The organism is Pseudomonas taiwanensis (assembly GCF_013393345.1).
Taxonomy (GTDB): Bacteria; Pseudomonadota; Gammaproteobacteria; order Pseudomonadales; family Pseudomonadaceae; genus Metapseudomonas; species Metapseudomonas resinovorans_C.
In genome coordinates, this window is sequence record NZ_QJRF01000064.1 from 62,096 (window position 1) to 77,930 (window position 15,835).

The following is a 15,835-nucleotide window of genomic DNA, read 5'->3' on the forward strand; positions in this document are numbered from 1 at the left end:
TTCATCGGACCGCGTAGCGTCAAAAAAACGCGGCAGTTGGAGGAATGAGATGAGCCAGGGTGTTGAATTCAATCGCCTGATGTTGGAAATGCGAGCCATGCAGATGGATGCAATGGCCCGTGCCAAACCTGCCCCTGTGGCAGCCCCCGAGGCCAGTGTGCCGAGCTTCGCCGACATGCTTGGCAAGGCGGTCAACAAGGTTGCGGAAACCCAGAAAGTTTCCACTGACATGGCCACCGCATTCGAGGTCGGGCAGAAGGGCGTCGACCTCACCGACGTCATGATCGCTTCGCAGAAAGCCAGCGTTTCCTTCGAGGCCATGACCCAGGTGCGGAACAAGCTGGTCCAGGCCTACCAAGACATCATGCAGATGCCGGTTTGAGGACGGATTGAGAAATGGCTGAAGCCGCTGTTGCAAAGGTTCCCGCCAAGGCTGATGCGCCGGACGCGCAGGGAGAGAAGAAGCCGCTGTTCGGCCTGTCCTTCCTGGATAACCTCTCGCAGATGAGCATGCTGCGTCAGGTCGGCCTTCTGGTCGGCCTGGCCGCGAGTGTCGCCATCGGCTTCGCCGTGGTGCTCTGGTCGCAGCAGCCGGACTACCGCCCGCTGTACGGCAGCCTGTCCGGGATGGACGCCAACCAGGTGGTGGAAGCCTTGGGCGCGGCCGATATCCCGTACAAGATCGAGCCCAACTCCGGCGCCCTGCTGGTCAAGTCCGACGACCTGGCCCGTGCCCGTATGAAGCTGGCTGCTGCCGGCGTCGCGCCGAGCGACAACACCGTCGGCTTCGAGATCCTCGACAAGGAACAGGGGCTGGGTACCAGCCAGTTCATGGAGGCCACCCGCTACCGCCGGGGCCTGGAAGGCGAACTGGCCCGCACCATTTCCAGCCTGAACAACGTCAAGGGTGCGCGTGTGCACCTGGCCATTCCGAAGAGTTCGGTGTTCGTCCGCGACGAGCGCAAGCCGACCGCTTCGGTTCTGGTCGAACTCTATCCGGGGCGCTCCCTGGAGCCGAGCCAGGTGATGGCGATCGTCAACCTGGTGGCGACCAGCGTGCCGGAGCTGGAGAAATCCCAGGTCACCGTCGTCGACCAGAAAGGCAACCTGCTGTCCGACCAGCAGGAGCTGTCCGAGCTCACCATGGCCGGCAAGCAGTTCGACTACACCCGCCGCATGGAAACCCTCTATACCCAGCGTGTGCACAGCATCCTGCAGCCGGTGCTGGGCAATGGCCGCTACAAGGCGGAAGTGTCTGCGGACGTCGACTTCAGTGCGGTCGAGTCCACCTCCGAAATGTACAACCCGGATCAGCCGGCCCTGCGCAGCGAGCAGAAACTGGCCGAGGAGCGCCAGAACAACGGCGGTCCGCAGGGTGTACCTGGTGCGCTGTCCAACCAGCCGCCGGCACCCGGTGCCGCACCTCAGCAGGCCACCAGTGCCGCACCGGCCGGCGTACAGCCGGGGCAGCCGCTTCTGGATGACAACGGCCAGCAGATCATCGACCCGGCCACCGGCAAGCCGATGCTCGCACCGTACCCGACCGACAAGCGTGACCAGACCACCCGCAACTTCGAGCTGGACCGTTCCATCAGCTACACCAAGCAGCAGCAGGGCCGCCTGCGCCGGCTTTCCGTCGCAGTGGTGCTGGACGATCAGGTGAAGGTCGACGCGACGACCGGTGAAACCACCCGCGTGCCGTGGAGCGCCGACGAGATTGCCCGCTTCACCCGCCTGGTACAGGACTCGGTCGGCTACGACGCCAGCCGTGGCGACAGCGTCAGCGTGATCAACACCGCCTTCATGAACGACAACGGCGAAGAAGTCATCGACATTCCCTTCTACACCCAGCCCTGGTTCTGGGATGTGGTGAAGCAGGTGCTCGGCGTGCTCTTCATCCTGGTGCTGGTATTCGGGGTGTTGCGTCCGGTGCTGAACAACATCAGTGGCACCAGCAAATCCAGGGAACTCGAAGGCGGCCGCGGCGGCGACGCCGAGCTGGGCGAGATGGGGCTGTCCGGCGAGCTGTCGGATGACCGCGTCAGCCTGGGTGGACCGCAAAGCATCCTGCTGCCCAGCCCGAGCGACGGGTATGATGCGCAGCTCAACGCCATCAAGAGCCTGGTGGCCGAAGATCCTGGCCGTGTGGCCCTGGTAGTCAAAGAGTGGATCAACGCCGATGAGTGATACCCGCGCGCCCGCCAAGCTGAACAAGGTCGACAAGGCCGCCATTCTGCTGCTGTCCCTGGGCGAGACCGATGCTGCCCAAGTGCTCCGTCACATGGGGCCGAAGGAAGTGCAGCGAGTCGGCGTCGCCATGGCGCAGATGCGCAACATCCACCGCGAGCAGGTGGAGCAGGTGATGAGCGAGTTCGTCGAGATTGTCGGCGACCAGACCAGCCTGGGCGTCGGCGCCGATGGCTATATCCGCAAGATGCTCACCCAGGCCCTGGGCGAGGACAAGGCCAACAACCTGATCGACCGCATCCTGCTGGGCGGCAGCACCAGCGGCCTGGACAGCCTGAAATGGATGGAGCCGCGTGCCGTGGCTGACGTCATCCGCTACGAGCACCCGCAGATCCAGGCCATCGTGGTCGCCTATCTGGACCCGGACCAGGCGGCCGAAGTGCTCAGCCACTTCGACCACAAGGTTCGCCTGGACATCGTCCTGCGCGTGTCGTCGCTCAACACCGTGCAACCGTCCGCGCTCAAGGAACTCAACCTGATTCTCGAGAAGCAGTTCGCCGGCAATGCCAGCACCACCCGCACCGCCATGGGCGGGGTGAAGCGCGCGGCGGACATCATGAACTTCCTCGACAGCTCGGTCGAAGGCCAACTGATGGACTCCATCCGCGAAGTGGACGAAGACCTCTCGACCCAGATCGAAGACCTCATGTTCGTCTTCGACAACCTGGCCGATGTCGACGACCGCGGCATCCAGGCGCTGCTGCGCGAAGTGTCCTCCGACGTACTGGTGCTGGCCCTCAAGGGCTCGGACGAGGCGATCAAGGAGAAGGTCTTCAAGAACATGTCCAAGCGCGCGGCCGAACTGCTGCGCGACGACCTGGAAGCCAAGGGGCCGGTGCGTGTCAGCGACGTCGAGTCGGCGCAGAAGGAAATCCTCACCATCGCCCGCCGTATGGCCGAAGCCGGGGAAATCGTCCTCGGCGGCAAGGGCGGCGAAGAAATGATCTGAGGCGCCCATGGCCAACAAGGATTCGGCAAGCGAACTGATCCGCGCCAAGGACATCAACGTCTTCGATCGCTGGTCGCTGCCCAGTTTCGACCCGGACGCCCCGCAAGCGGCCGAACCGGAAGAGCCGGTAACCGCAGAGGTGCCTGCGTCCGAGCCTGAACCCCAGATCGAGGAAGTGCCGGTCGAGGAGGTCAAGCCGCTGACGCTGGACGAACTCGAGGCCATCCGCCAGGACGCCTACAACGAAGGCTTCGGCACCGGCGAGCGCGACGGTTTCCACGCCGGCCAGCTCAAGGCCCGCCAGGAAGCCGAGGCTGCCGTGAATGCCCGACTGGCCCAGCTCGACACGCTGATGGCCCAGTTGCTGGACCCGATCGCCGAGCAGGACCGCCAGATCGAGGAGTCCCTGGTGCACCTCACCAGCCTGATCACCCGCCAGGTGATCCAGCGTGAACTGCGCATGGATTCCGGACAGATCCGCCATGTGCTGCGCGAGGCGCTGAAGCTGCTGCCCATGGGCGCCAACAATGTGCGCATCCACATCAACCCGCAGGACTTCGAACAGGTGAAGGCCCTGCGTGAGCGCCATGAAGAGAACTGGCGCATCCTCGAAGACGAATCGCTGGAGCCAGGCGGCTGCCGCGTCGAGACCGAGCATTCGCGCATCGACGCCAGCATCGAGACGCGCCTGAGCCAGGCCATGAAGCAGCTCTTCGAGCAGCAGCGCGAACAGAAGGTCCATCCGCCGTCGGCCGATCTGGTGGTCGACCTGGATTCGCCGGACAGCCTCGACCATGCGTATTGAGCGCGCCAGCTTCGCCAAGCGACTGGCGGGATACAACGACGTCATCGATCTACCCTCGCAACCCACGGTGGAAGGCCGCCTGCTGCGCATGGTGGGCCTCACCCTGGAAGCCGAAGGGCTGCGCGCGCCGGTGGGCAGCCGCTGCCTGGTGATCAACGACGACAGCTACCACCCGGTGCAGGTGGAAGCCGAAGTGATGGGCTTTTCTGGTAGCAAGATCTATCTGATGCCGGTGGGCAGCCTCTCCGGCATTGCCCCGGGCGCTCGCGTGGTGCCGCTGCCGGATACCGGCCGCCTGCCCATGGGCATGTCCATGCTGGGCCGCGTGCTGGATGGCGCCGGCCGCGCCCTGGATGGCAAGGGCGGCATGAAGGCCGAAGACTGGGTGCCGATGGACGGCCCCACCATCAACCCACTCAAGCGCCACCCCATCAGCGAACCGCTGGATGTGGGCATTCGCTCCATCAACTCATTGCTCACCGTCGGCCGTGGCCAGCGGCTCGGCCTGTTCGCCGGCACCGGTGTGGGTAAGTCGGTGCTGCTGGGCATGATGACCCGCTTCACTGAAGCGGAAATCATCGTCGTCGGCCTGATCGGCGAGCGGGGCCGCGAGGTGAAGGAATTCATCGAGCACATCCTCGGCGAGGAAGGCCTCAAGCGTTCCGTGGTGGTGGCATCCCCAGCGGACGATGCGCCGTTGATGCGCCTGCGGGCCGCCATGTATTGCACCCGAATCGCCGAGTACTTCCGCGACAAGGGCAAGAACGTCCTGCTGCTGATGGATTCCCTGACCCGATTCGCCCAGGCCCAGCGCGAAATCGCCCTGGCCATTGGCGAGCCACCGGCCACCAAGGGCTATCCGCCGTCGGTGTTCGCCAAGCTGCCGAAGCTGGTGGAACGTGCCGGCAACGCGGAGCAGGGCGGCGGCTCCATCACGGCCTTCTACACCGTGCTCTCCGAAGGCGACGACCAGCAGGACCCCATTGCGGACTCCGCGCGCGGCGTGCTCGACGGCCACTTCGTGCTGTCCCGTCGCCTGGCCGAAGAGGGCCATTACCCAGCCATCGACATCGAGGCGTCCATCAGCCGGGTCATGCCGCAGGTGGTCAGCCCCGAACACATGAAGATGGCCCAGCGCTTCAAGCAGCTGTGGTCGCGCTACCAGCAGAGCCGCGACCTGATCAGCGTTGGCGCCTACGTTGCCGGCGGTGATCCTGACACCGATCTGGCCATCGCTCGCCAGCCGGCCATGAGCGCCTTCCTGCGCCAGGGCCTGGACGAGAGCGAGCGCCTTCCCCAGAGCGCCCAGCGTCTTGCTGCCGCCCTGGGCATCCAGGGCTGATAGCGCATGTCGCAAAATCGTGCGGCGCGCCTGGCGCCGGTGGTCGAGATGGCCGCGCGCGCCGAGCGCGAAGCGGCGCGCATGCTCGGCCGCTGCCAGGCCCAGGCCACCCAGGCGGAGATGAAACTGGGCGAACTGGAGCGCTATCGCTCCGACTACCAGCAGCAATGGATAGAGGAAGGGCGGCGCGGTGTTTCCGGCCAATGGCTGATGAACTACCAGCGCTTCCTGTCGCAGCTCGAATCCGCCATCGGCCAGCAGCTGCAGAGCGTCAAATGGCACCGCGACAACCTCGACAAGGCCCGCGCCGCCTGGCAGCAGCGCTACGCGCGCCTCGAGGGGCTGCGCAAGCTGGTGCAGCGCTACCTCGACGAAGCCCGTGCGGCCGAAGACAAGCGCGAGCAAAAGCTGCTGGACGAACTGGCCCAGCGTTTGCCCGCCAGAGACCTGTAGGGGCGAATTCATCAGCTGTTGCCAGAATCGATAGTCGGCAAAGGAGTCTTGTAGGAGCTAGCTTGCTAGCGAAAAAGGGACCATTCGCTGGCAAGCCAGCTCCTACGGGCAATGCAGCCCCGTTCCGCTGCAACCTGTTCTTCAACACGTCATCTCAGAACCATAAATTCTCCCGGCTCGCCGCTTTCCAGTTGCCGTGCCTGAAGGTGGGTGCTAAATCTTCACCACGCGCATTCCGAACTTGAACAAGGAGCTTTGCATGGCCATCACCTCGATGCCCTCCGACGATGGGCAGGAGCTGACCATCACTATCCAGGGACGTTTCGATTTCGGCGCCCACCAGGAATTCCGCGACGCCTACGAGCGCGTCAATTTCACCCCCAAGCGCTACGTCGTGGATCTCAAGGGCACCACCTATCTCGACAGCTCTGCCCTCGGCATGCTGCTGCTTCTGCGTGACCACGCCGGTGGCGAGCGTGCCCAGATCCGCCTTGCCAACTGCAACCCCGACGTCCGCAAGATCCTCGCCATTTCCAACTTCGAACAACTGTTCCAGATCGCCTGAGGCCCGTTGCCATGCCGTCGCCGCTGACGATCCTGATTGCCGAGGACAACGCGGCGGACAGGCTGCTGCTGTCCACCATTGTCAGCCGCCAGGGCCACCGCGCCCTGACCGCCGCCAATGGCCGCGAGGCCGTGGCGCTGTTTCAGCAGGAGCAGCCGCAACTGGTATTGATGGATGCCCTGATGCCGGTGATGGACGGCTTCGAAGCTGCCCGCCAGATCAAGCAGTTGGCCGGCGAAGCGCTGGTGCCGATCATCTTCCTCACCTCCCTCACCGAGAACGAGGCATTGGTGCGCTGCCTGGAGGCGGGCGGCGATGACTTCCTCGCCAAGCCGTACAACCGCGTCATCCTCGAAGCCAAGATCAAGGCGCTCGACCGGCTGCGCCGCCTGCAGGACACGGTACTGCAGCAGCGTGACCTGATCGCCCGGCACAACGAACACCTGGTCACCGAACAGCGGGTGGCCAAGGCGGTGTTCGACAAGGTGGCGCACTCGGGCTGCCTGAGCGCGCCGAACATCCGCTACCTGCAATCGCCCTACGCGCTATTCAATGGCGACTTGCTGCTGGCGGCCTACAAGCCCTCCGGCGGCATGCATGTGCTGCTTGGCGACTTCACCGGCCACGGCCTGCCTGCGGCCATTGGCGCCATGCCCCTGGCCGAGGTGTTCTACGGCATGACCGCCAAGGGTTATGCCATGGCGGACATCCTGCGGGAGATGAACGCCAAGCTGAAACGCATCCTGCCAGTAGGCGTGTTTTGCTGCGCCACCTTCCTCAACCTCAGTTTCCAGCGGCGTCTGGTCGAGGTATGGAATGGCGGTCTGCCCGAGGGTTATCTGCGTCGAGCGGATAGCGGCGAACTGGTGCCGCTGGTGTCGCGCCACCTGCCGCTGGGGGTGCTTGACCAGGGCAGCTTCAACGCGCATTTCGAGTCCTACCCCATCGAGACCGGCGACCGCATCTTCCTGGTCTCTGATGGCGTGCTGGAAACCCGCAATGACAGTGACGAAACCTTCGGTGACCAGCGTTTGCGCGAGGTTTTCGATGCCAATGGCGACGGCAACCGCCTGTTCGACGAAATCCAGCTGGCGCTGAGTGCCTTCCGCGGTCATGCCCAGGACGACGTCAGCATGATCGAAGTGCGCATGCTCGATGATTCCAACGAGCGCGCCAAACTGGCCTTCACCGACAGCGGCCAGGCGAGCCCGCTGGACTGGTCGGCATCCTTCGAATTTCGCGCCCAGACACTCAAGCGCTTCAACCCGCTGCCGTTCCTCCTGCAACTGCTGCTGGAAGTGCAGGGGTTGCGCGACCAGGGCGGTGCGCTCTACACCGTGCTGGCCGAGCTCTACTCCAATGCGCTGGAGCATGGTGTGCTAGGGCTGGATTCGTCCCTCAAGCGCAATGCCGAGGGCTTCGCCCTCTACTATCGCGAGCGCAGCGAACGCCTCGCCGGGCTGGAGGACGGCTATGTGCGTTTCAATCTGCAACTGGTCCCGGAAGGCCGGGGAGGGCGGTTGCTGGTCCATGTGCAGGACAGCGGAGAGGGCTTCGAACTGGGCTCTGTCCTGGCGCGCGAACCACTCACTGAGGGTCTCTGTGGTCGGGGCCTGACGCTGATCAGGCAACTCGCTGCGAGCTGTGAGCCCGCCGAGGATGGCAAGGGCATTCGCGTCGAATTCCGCTGGCCCGTTAAGGCATAATTTTCTGACGTTCAGTGAAGGGAGCGACGGAGTTGTCCGATATCCATCTCGACCATTCAGTGCTGTCCGCCCTGCGGGATGTCATGGAGGACGAGTTCCCCGTGTTGCTGGATACCTTCCTGGCGGACTCGACGGAACGGCTGCGCCAGATCCGCGAGGCCAATGCCGCATCCGATAGCCAGGCCCTGCGCCTGGCTGCCCACAGCTTCAAGGGCAGTTGCAGCAACATGGGTGCCCTCGAGCTGGCGAGCCTGTGCAAGCAACTGGAAGACATGGCCCGTCGTGACCAGCTTTCCGACGCACCTGGCGTCATCCTGCTGATCGAACAGGAGTTCCTCACCGTCCGGGGTCTGCTGCAGGAAGCACGTCGCGGCCTGTCGCACTGATCGCGGCTTAAGTCCGCTGCCCATATTGGCCCATCCCTTGCAATCCCACTGGCACGAACCAACCCGAGCGGAGAGTGCCCATGCCCGTTGCCCCCGATCTGCTTCTTCAGGCCCGGCCTGAAGTGAAGCCGAAAGCACCGGCCGCAAAAGCCCCGGAAAAACCGGCGGAAACCAACAAGGGCGAGGCTTCCAGCTTCGCCCAGATGTACGCGAAAGAACGTCAGGCCAAGGCCGCGGAACGCAGCGAGGCGGCTGCGAAACAGGCCAGAGACAAGGCAAACGAGGCGGCAAGCCAGGACACGCCGGTGGCAGATCCTGCCGCCAGCCCGCCTGCCGTTGCCGAAAGCGGCAAGCCGTTGCCGGCCGAGGAAGGCGATGACGCTGAGGCGAAGCCTGATGAGCCAGTGATGGACCCGCTGCTGCTCATGGGAATGACCGGCGAGGTGCCAGCCGATACCGCGCCAGTGGAGGCTGCATTGCCGGTGACGCCGCAGGTGACCAGCAGTGCCCCGGCGACCCTGAGCGAAGCCAGTCTTGATCCGGACCTTGACCAGCTCAACGGCGTGCCAGCGGTGAAGATGGCGCTGGAGCAGAGCGCCCAGGCCGCCCAGCAGGCGCAGAGTGCGGCCACCCAGGCGGCGCAGGCTGCACCCTCCGCTGACCAGGACTTCGCCGATGCCCTGGCTGCCTTCGCCGACAAGCCGCTGGAGGCGGGTGAGGGCAAGCTGGACAAGGCGCTGTCTTCCACTGAGCTGTCGTTGGAGCTGACGGAAGGCCTTGGCGAGAACAAAGGTGAAGTGCGCAACGAACTGCTGGCCAGCCGCCTCAATGCGCTGAGCCAGGCCGTCAGCCAGCAGACTGCCCAGGCCCAGCGTGCGCCGGCACTGGTCCCCGGACAGCCGGTTGCCATGCAGCAGGGTGGCTGGAGTGAGGCGGTCGTGGACCGGGTGATGTGGTTGTCGAGCCAGAACCTCAAGTCTGCGGAGATCCAGCTCGATCCCCAGGAACTGGGAAGACTCGAGGTCCGGGTTCACATGACCCCGGATCAAACCCAGGTGACCTTCGCCAGTGCCAACGCCAACGTACGCGATGCCCTGGAAGGGCAGATGCACCGCCTGCGCGACATGTTCGCCCAGCAGGGCATGAGCCAGCCCGACGTGAACGTGTCCGACCAGTCGCTCAACCGCGGTTGGCAGGGGCAGGGTGGCGACGGTGAGCGGCGCTCCGGCGGCGGTCGTGCCGACTTCGGCGGTGGCAGCGACGAGGAAATCAGCGTGAGCCACAGCGAGATCCGTCCGACCAGCTCCGGCAGTGGGCGCGGGTTGGTGGATTTCTACGCCTGACTTCGCTTTCCCTCTCCCCCCCTCTTCGCTTCTGCGAGAGGGGGGAGAGGGTGTTCCACTCGCGCCAAGATTTCCAGCAAACCCCTCGTGACAGCCGCCCCCCGACACTGGTATATCCGCAGCCCTGATGCGTTTGCCTGAACCGCCGGTTGGCCGGCGAGCTGGCATAACACTTGCTCATTCCCCAGGAGAAAGCGGGTTTTCCCCGCTCGGCGACGGATTATTGGCATGGCGAAGAAACAAGCGAAGGCCCCGGTAGAGGGCGCTGTGGCAGGCGGCAAGAGCAAGCTGAAGCTCATCATTCTGGGCGTCGTGGCGTTGTTGCTGGCGATCGGCCTGTCGGTCGGCGCTACCTGGTTCTTCCTCAGCCGCGGCGACAAGTCCGCCGAGCCGGACAAGGAACAAGCCGCCGCCGAAGCGCCCACCAAACAGCCCGCCATCTACCAAGACCTCGCTCCGGCCTTCGTGGTCAACTTCAGCCAGAACGGCCGCCAGCGCTACATGCAGGTGAGCGTTGCGCTCATGGCCCGTGACCAGGCCCAGGTGGATGCACTCAAGGTGCACATGCCGGTGCTGCGCAACAAGCTGGTCATGCTGTTCTCCAGCCAGAGCTTCGACAACCTGGTTACGCCTGTGGGCAAGGAAATGCTGCGTCAGCAAGCCACTGCTGCCGTGCAGGAGCTGGCCAAGCAGGAAACCGGGGCGATAACCGTCGAGCAAGTGCTCTTCACCAACTTCGTACTGCAGTAGGCAAGGTACAACCATGGCCGTTCAAGACCTGCTGTCCCAGGATGAAATCGACGCGCTGCTGCACGGCGTCGACGATGGCCTGGTTGAAACTGAAACCGATGCGGACCCTACCAGTGTCAAAAGCTATGACCTGACCAGCCAGGACCGCATCGTCCGGGGGCGCATGCCGACCCTGGAAATGATCAACGAACGCTTCGCCCGCTACACCCGCATCAGCATGTTCAACCTGTTGCGTCGCTCCGCCGACGTGGCGGTGGGTGGCGTGCAGGTGATGAAGTTCGGCGAGTACGTGCATTCGCTCTATGTGCCCACCAGCCTCAACCTGGTGAAGATGAAGCCGCTGCGCGGTACCTCGCTCTTCATCCTCGACGCCAAGCTGGTGTTCAAGCTGGTGGACAACTTCTTCGGTGGCGACGGCCGTCACGCCAAGATCGAGGGCCGCGAGTTCACGCCTACCGAGCTGCGCGTCGTGCGCATGGTCCTGGATCAGGCCTTCGTCGACCTGGCCGAGGCCTGGCACGCGGTGATGGACGTGAACTTCGAGTACATCAACTCCGAAGTGAACCCGGCCCTGGCCAACATCGTCAGCCCCAGCGAAGTGGTGGTCGTCTCCACCTTCCACATCGAACTGGATGGCGGTGGTGGCGACCTGCACATCACCATGCCCTATTCGATGATCGAGCCGATCCGCGAGATGCTCGACGCCGGCTTCCAGTCCGATGTCGACGACCAGGACGAACGCTGGATCAAGGCACTGCGCGAGGACATCCTCGACGTCAGCGTGCCGGTGGCTGCCACCGTGGTACGCCGTCAGCTCAAATTGCGGGACATCCTGCACATGCAGCCGGGCGATGTGATCCCGGTGGAGATGCCCGAGCACATGATCATGCGCGCCAATGGCGTGCCGGCCTTCAAGGCCAAGCTGGGATCGCACAAGGGCAACCTGTCCCTGCAGATCCTCGAACCGATCGAACGCCAGCGCTGATTGCGCGTTTCCCACGAATTCAGAGCCAGCCGAGGTCAAGCGATGGCAAACGACATGGACACCACCCCAGAAGAACAGGCCCTGGCCGATGAGTGGGCTGCGGCCCTGGCCGAGGCCGGTGACGCTTCCCAGGACGATATCGACGCACTGATGAACCAGGGCTCCTCCGTTCCGAGTTCGCCACGCGCGCCCATGGAAGAGTTCGGCAGCGTACCCAAGGCCAGCGGTCCGGTGAGCCTCGACGGCCCGAACCTGGATGTGATCCTGGATATCCCCGTGTCCATTTCCATGGAAGTGGGCAACACCGACATCACTATCCGCAACCTGCTGCAGCTCAACCAGGGCTCGGTGATCGAGCTTGACCGACTGGCCGGCGAGCCGCTGGACGTGCTGGTCAACGGCACGCTGATCGCCCATGGCGAAGTGGTGGTGGTCAACGAGAAGTTCGGTATCCGGCTGACCGATGTGATCAGCCCTAGCGAACGCATCAAGAAGCTGCGCTGAGACCATGCGCCGTTTTCTTCTTGCCGGGCTGTTTCTGCTGCCCCTCGGCGGCATCGCCGCTGAAACCGCGGTAACCGCGCCACCTCCCGCTGCAGCGGCCGCCCAGGCTGGCAGCGGCATGGCTGCGCAGCTCGGGCAACTGGCCATTGGCCTGTTGCTGGTGGTGGGGCTGATCTTTGTGCTCGCCTGGCTGCTGCGCCGGGTGCAACAGCTCGGTCCACGAAGCGGCCAGGTGATCAAGCTGGTGGCCAGCCAGGCCCTCGGCCCGCGTGACCGGCTGGTGCTGGTACAAGTGGGCGGTGAGCAGATCCTGCTCGGCATCAGCGCCGGCCGCATCACGCCGCTGCATGTGCTGAAAGAGCCCGTGCAACTGGCTGACGCCCAGACCGCCAGCCCGGAATTCGCCCAACGACTGATGGAATTGCTCGGCAAGGACAAGCACTGATGCCCCGCCTCCTCATTGCGCTGCTGCTGGTGTTGGCCGCGCCCCTGGCCCTTGGCGCCGACAATCCGCTGTCGGTTCCCGCCATCACCCTGTCCACCAACCCCGAAGGACAGCAGGAATACTCGGTAAGCCTGCAGATCCTGCTGATCATGACGGCGCTGAGCTTCATTCCGGCGTTCGTCATGCTGATGACCAGCTTCACCCGGATCATCATCGTCTTCTCCATCCTGCGCCAGGCGCTGGGTTTGCAGCAGACGCCGTCGAACCAGATCCTCATTGGCCTGGCCCTGTTCCTGACGATGTTCATCATGGCGCCGGTGTTCGACCAGGTGAACCGCGAGGCGCTGCAGCCCTATCTCAGCGAGCAGATGACGGCCCAGGATGCGATCGCCAAGGCCGAAGTGCCGATCAAGAACTTCATGCTGGCGCAGACCCGCGCCAGCGACCTCGACCTGTTCATGCGGCTGTCCAAGCGCGCCGACATCCCCAGCCCGGATGCCGCGCCGTTGACCATCCTGGTGCCGGCCTTCGTCACCTCCGAGCTGAAGACCGCCTTCCAGATCGGCTTCATGATCTTCATCCCGTTCCTGATCATCGACCTGGTGGTGGCCAGCGTGCTGATGGCGATGGGCATGATGATGCTCTCGCCCCTGATCATCTCCCTGCCGTTCAAGATCATGCTCTTCGTCCTGGTGGATGGCTGGGCACTGATCATCGGCACCCTTGCCGGCAGTTTCGGCGGCGTCTAGGAGAGTTGCGATGACTCCGGAAGTTGCAGTCGACCTGTTCCGTGAAGCGCTCTGGCTGACCTGCCTGATCGTCGGCATCCTGGTGGTGCCGAGCCTGGTGGTCGGCCTGATCGTCGCCATGTTCCAGGCCGCCACGCAGATCAACGAACAGACGCTGAGCTTCCTGCCGCGCCTGCTGGTGATGCTGCTCACCCTGATCTGGGCCGGCCCCTGGCTCACTCGCCAACTGATGGAGTACATCCAGACGCTCTATCAGAACATCCCGATGCTGATCGGCTGACCATGCTCGAACTCAGCGACGCACAGATCGGCGGCTGGGTCGGCAGCTTCGTGCTGCCACTGTTCCGCATTGCCGCGCTGCTGATGACCATGCCGATCATCGGCACCCAGCTCGTGCCGACGCGGGTTCGCCTGTACCTCGCGTTGGCGATTGCCGTGGTGCTGGTGCCGACCTTGCCGCCCATGCCGCAGGTGGATGCGATCAACCTCGGCAACATCCTGCTGATTGGCGAGCAGATTCTGATCGGCGCCTTGCTCGGTTTCGTGCTTCAACTGTTCTTCCACGCCTTCGTGGTGGCGGGGCAGATCATCTCGATGCAGATGGGCCTGGGTTTCGCCTCCATGGTCGACCCCACCAACGGCGTTTCGGTACCGGTGCTCGGCCAGTTCTACCTGATGCTGGTGACCCTGCTGTTCCTCTCCATGAACGGTCATCTGGTGGTGTTCGAGATTCTTGCCGAAAGCTTCGTCACCCTCCCGGTGGGTGGCGGGTTGCTGACCAGCCATCATTGGGAAGTGGCCGGCAAGCTTGGCTGGGTGATGGGCGCTGGCTTGCTGTTGTCGCTGCCGGCGATCACCGCGCTGCTGGTGGTCAACCTGGCATTTGGCGTGATGACCCGCGCGGCGCCGCAGCTGAATATCTTTTCCATCGGCTTCCCGCTGACGCTGGCGCTGGGCCTGGTGATCGTCTGGATCGGCATGGCCGACATCCTGAGCCAGTACCAAGTGCTGGCCGGCGATGCGCTGCAGCTCATGCGCGAGCTGGCGAGGGCGCGATGAACGCTTCATCTAATGGCGCTTGTCCTGCTGGAAAACGTAGGCGAGGCAGCCAAGACAAGGCGAGAACAGCCGAAAAAGCGGAGTTTACTTCCTGTAAATGAGCATTTTGAGGCTGTTCTCAACGCAGTATTGGCAACGCAGGTAGTTTTCCATGGCGGAAAGTGAGAGCGGGGCGGACAAGAGCGAAGAGCCCACAGGTAAACGGTTGCAGGAGGCCCGCGACAAGGGCCAGATCGCCCGTTCCCGGGAGCTCAATACCCTGGCCGTGACGCTGGCTGGGGCGGGTGGCGTGCTTGCAACCGGTGGTGGCATGGCCGACATGCTGATGAAGCTGATGCAGAGCAACTTCGACCTGCCGCGCGCCGTGCTGATGGATGAGCGCAGCATGGGATTGTTCCTGCTCACCTCGGGCAAGATGGCGCTGGACGCCGTGTTGCCCTTGCTGATCACCCTTCTGGTCGTTTCCATTGTCGGCCCGATTTCCCTGGGTGGCTGGCTGTTCTCGACCGAATCGCTGATGCCCAAGTTCAGCCGCATGAACCCACTTTCCGGGCTCAAACGGATGTTCTCGCTGCATGCATTGGCTGAGCTGCTCAAGGCGCTGGCCAAGTTCGCGCTCATCCTGCTGGTGGCGCTCGCGGTGCTCAATTCCGACCGTGACGATCTTCTCGCCATCGCCCATGAGCCGCTGGACATGGCCATCCTGCACAGCGTCCAGGTGGTGGGTTGGAGCGCGGTCTGGCTCGCCTGTGGCCTGATCCTCATCGCCGCCGTGGACGTGCCTTTCCAGCTCTGGGACAACAAGCAGAAGCTGATGATGACCAAGCAGGAAGTGCGCGACGAGTACAAGGACTCCGAGGGCAAGCCCGAGGTCAAGTCGCGAATCCGCCGACTCCAGCGGGAAATGGCCGAGCGCCGCATGATGGCTGCCGTGCCTCAGGCCGACGTGGTCATCACCAACCCGACCCACTTCGCCGTGGCGCTGAAGTACGACGCCGAAAAGGGCGGCGCTCCGATGCTGCTGGCCAAGGGTAATGACTTCACCGCACTGAAGATCCGCGAGATCGCCCAGGAGAGCCAGATCACCGTGCTGGAATCCCCGGCACTGGCGCGGGCGGTGTACTACTCCACCGAGCTGGACCAGGAAATCCCGGCCGGCCTCTACCTGGCGGTTGCCCAGGTTCTCGCCTACGTCTATCAGCTCAAGCAGTTCCGCGCCGGCCGCGGCAAACGCCCGGCGCCGCTGAACGACCTGCCCATTCCGGCGGATTTGCGGCGGGACGAGTGACATTGCTCCTGGTCTGCTCGTTTTTTGTGGGGGCGAATTCATTCGCTAAGCAGGTCGAAGACCTGCCCTGCAGAATCAGCTGGGGCAGCTTCGCCGCCCTTTGCGAATGAATTCGCCCCCACAGGAACAGCTCCTTACGGCTATGTCTGCGTTAGCTGTTGCCAGAGTTCGCCCATCGGTTCAGGAGCCCTGTAGGAGCTAGCTTGCTAGCGAAAAGGGGGCCATTCGCTGGCAAGCCAGCTCCTACGGGCAATGCCGC

The 15,835-nt window shown here is 63.8% G+C and carries 18 protein-coding genes; all 18 read left to right on the top strand.

From position 1 onward, the window contains the following. Positions 1–49 precede the first annotated feature (49 nt). A complete protein-coding gene (gene fliE, locus DM872_RS17245) occupies positions 50–382 on the top strand; it encodes a flagellar hook-basal body complex protein FliE (protein WP_077521893.1) in 333 nt (110 codons plus the stop codon). Between the two features lie 14 nt (positions 383–396). Next, entirely contained in the window at positions 397–2,187 is a 1,791-nt protein-coding gene (fliF, locus tag DM872_RS17250; protein WP_179060621.1) for a flagellar basal-body MS-ring/collar protein FliF, read from the top strand. Then, positions 2,180–3,196, top strand: a complete 1,017-nt coding sequence (gene fliG, locus DM872_RS17255) for a flagellar motor switch protein FliG (RefSeq protein WP_077521897.1) — start codon at positions 2,180–2,182, stop codon at positions 3,194–3,196. Before fliF ends, fliG begins: the two co-directional genes overlap by 8 nt. Positions 3,197–3,203: 7 nt before the next feature. After that, entirely contained in the window at positions 3,204–4,001 is a 798-nt protein-coding gene (fliH, locus tag DM872_RS17260) for a flagellar assembly protein FliH (protein ID WP_179060622.1), read from the top strand. Next, a complete protein-coding gene (gene fliI, locus DM872_RS17265; RefSeq protein ID WP_179060623.1) occupies positions 3,991–5,343 on the top strand; it encodes a flagellar protein export ATPase FliI in 1,353 nt (450 codons plus the stop codon). The genes fliH and fliI overlap by 11 nt, the downstream gene beginning before the upstream one ends. Before the next feature lie 6 nt (positions 5,344–5,349). Then, the gene (gene fliJ, locus DM872_RS17270) at positions 5,350–5,796 is read left to right on the top strand and encodes a flagellar export protein FliJ (protein WP_179060624.1); all 447 of its coding nucleotides are present in this window, start codon (positions 5,350–5,352) and stop codon (positions 5,794–5,796) included. Positions 5,797–6,055: 259 nt separating this feature from the next. Next, entirely contained in the window at positions 6,056–6,361 is a 306-nt protein-coding gene (locus tag DM872_RS17275; RefSeq protein WP_028626550.1) for an STAS domain-containing protein, read from the top strand. An 11-nt stretch (positions 6,362–6,372) separates the two neighbouring features. Continuing rightward, a complete protein-coding gene (locus DM872_RS17280; protein ID WP_179060625.1) occupies positions 6,373–8,067 on the top strand; it encodes an ATP-binding SpoIIE family protein phosphatase in 1,695 nt (564 codons plus the stop codon). Between the two features lie 32 nt (positions 8,068–8,099). Beyond that, positions 8,100–8,453, top strand: coding sequence for an Hpt domain-containing protein (locus DM872_RS17285; protein WP_179060626.1), 354 nt, complete (start codon positions 8,100–8,102; stop codon positions 8,451–8,453). Between the two features lie 80 nt (positions 8,454–8,533). Continuing rightward, complete coding sequence (locus tag DM872_RS17290; protein ID WP_179060627.1) at positions 8,534–9,796, top strand: flagellar hook-length control protein FliK; 1,263 nt, start codon at positions 8,534–8,536, stop codon at positions 9,794–9,796. 228 nt (positions 9,797–10,024) lie between these two features. After that, complete coding sequence (fliL, locus tag DM872_RS17295) at positions 10,025–10,546, top strand: flagellar basal body-associated protein FliL (RefSeq protein WP_179060628.1); 522 nt, start codon at positions 10,025–10,027, stop codon at positions 10,544–10,546. Positions 10,547–10,559: 13 nt separating this feature from the next. Beyond that, the gene (gene fliM / locus DM872_RS17300) at positions 10,560–11,531 is read left to right on the top strand and encodes a flagellar motor switch protein FliM (RefSeq protein ID WP_077521914.1); all 972 of its coding nucleotides are present in this window, start codon (positions 10,560–10,562) and stop codon (positions 11,529–11,531) included. Positions 11,532–11,573: 42 nt separating this feature from the next. Continuing rightward, complete coding sequence (gene fliN / locus DM872_RS17305) at positions 11,574–12,035, top strand: flagellar motor switch protein FliN (protein ID WP_179060629.1); 462 nt, start codon at positions 11,574–11,576, stop codon at positions 12,033–12,035. Between the two features lie 4 nt (positions 12,036–12,039). After that, positions 12,040–12,480, top strand: coding sequence for a flagellar biosynthetic protein FliO (fliO, locus tag DM872_RS17310; RefSeq protein ID WP_179060630.1), 441 nt, complete (start codon positions 12,040–12,042; stop codon positions 12,478–12,480). Next, positions 12,480–13,229: a flagellar type III secretion system pore protein FliP gene (fliP, locus tag DM872_RS17315; protein WP_179060631.1), complete on the top strand. Its 750-nt coding sequence runs from the start codon at positions 12,480–12,482 to the stop codon at positions 13,227–13,229. The genes fliO and fliP overlap by 1 nt, the downstream gene beginning before the upstream one ends. Before the next feature lie 10 nt (positions 13,230–13,239). Next, on the top strand, positions 13,240–13,509 hold the full coding sequence (gene fliQ, locus DM872_RS17320; protein WP_179060632.1) for a flagellar biosynthesis protein FliQ: 270 nt from the start codon (positions 13,240–13,242) through the stop codon (positions 13,507–13,509). Positions 13,510–13,511: 2 nt separating this feature from the next. Next, positions 13,512–14,288: a flagellar biosynthetic protein FliR gene (gene fliR / locus DM872_RS17325; RefSeq protein WP_179060633.1), complete on the top strand. Its 777-nt coding sequence runs from the start codon at positions 13,512–13,514 to the stop codon at positions 14,286–14,288. Positions 14,289–14,439: 151 nt separating this feature from the next. After that, positions 14,440–15,576, top strand: coding sequence for a flagellar biosynthesis protein FlhB (gene flhB, locus DM872_RS17330; protein ID WP_179060634.1), 1,137 nt, complete (start codon positions 14,440–14,442; stop codon positions 15,574–15,576). The last annotated feature ends 259 nt before the right edge of the window (positions 15,577–15,835 follow it).

What these genes read in the sequence shown, in the direction of transcription:
- fliE (WP_077521893.1), top strand. Translation starts at nt 50, where the DNA reads ATGAGCCAGGGTGTTGAATTCAATCGCCTGATGTTGGAAATGCGAGCC.
- fliF (WP_179060621.1), top strand. Translation starts at nt 397, where the DNA reads ATGGCTGAAGCCGCTGTTGCAAAGGTTCCCGCCAAGGCTGATGCGCCG.
- fliG (WP_077521897.1), top strand. Translation starts at nt 2,180, where the DNA reads ATGAGTGATACCCGCGCGCCCGCCAAGCTGAACAAGGTCGACAAGGCC.
- fliH (WP_179060622.1), top strand. Translation starts at nt 3,204, where the DNA reads ATGGCCAACAAGGATTCGGCAAGCGAACTGATCCGCGCCAAGGACATC.
- fliI (WP_179060623.1), top strand. Translation starts at nt 3,991, where the DNA reads ATGCGTATTGAGCGCGCCAGCTTCGCCAAGCGACTGGCGGGATACAAC.
- fliJ (WP_179060624.1), top strand. Translation starts at nt 5,350, where the DNA reads ATGTCGCAAAATCGTGCGGCGCGCCTGGCGCCGGTGGTCGAGATGGCC.
- DM872_RS17275 (WP_028626550.1), top strand. Translation starts at nt 6,056, where the DNA reads ATGGCCATCACCTCGATGCCCTCCGACGATGGGCAGGAGCTGACCATC.
- DM872_RS17280 (WP_179060625.1), top strand. Translation starts at nt 6,373, where the DNA reads ATGCCGTCGCCGCTGACGATCCTGATTGCCGAGGACAACGCGGCGGAC.
- DM872_RS17290 (WP_179060627.1), top strand. Translation starts at nt 8,534, where the DNA reads ATGCCCGTTGCCCCCGATCTGCTTCTTCAGGCCCGGCCTGAAGTGAAG.
- fliL (WP_179060628.1), top strand. Translation starts at nt 10,025, where the DNA reads ATGGCGAAGAAACAAGCGAAGGCCCCGGTAGAGGGCGCTGTGGCAGGC.
- fliM (WP_077521914.1), top strand. Translation starts at nt 10,560, where the DNA reads ATGGCCGTTCAAGACCTGCTGTCCCAGGATGAAATCGACGCGCTGCTG.
- fliN (WP_179060629.1), top strand. Translation starts at nt 11,574, where the DNA reads ATGGCAAACGACATGGACACCACCCCAGAAGAACAGGCCCTGGCCGAT.
- fliO (WP_179060630.1), top strand. Translation starts at nt 12,040, where the DNA reads ATGCGCCGTTTTCTTCTTGCCGGGCTGTTTCTGCTGCCCCTCGGCGGC.
- fliP (WP_179060631.1), top strand. Translation starts at nt 12,480, where the DNA reads ATGCCCCGCCTCCTCATTGCGCTGCTGCTGGTGTTGGCCGCGCCCCTG.
- fliQ (WP_179060632.1), top strand. Translation starts at nt 13,240, where the DNA reads ATGACTCCGGAAGTTGCAGTCGACCTGTTCCGTGAAGCGCTCTGGCTG.
- fliR (WP_179060633.1), top strand. Translation starts at nt 13,512, where the DNA reads ATGCTCGAACTCAGCGACGCACAGATCGGCGGCTGGGTCGGCAGCTTC.
- flhB (WP_179060634.1), top strand. Translation starts at nt 14,440, where the DNA reads ATGGCGGAAAGTGAGAGCGGGGCGGACAAGAGCGAAGAGCCCACAGGT.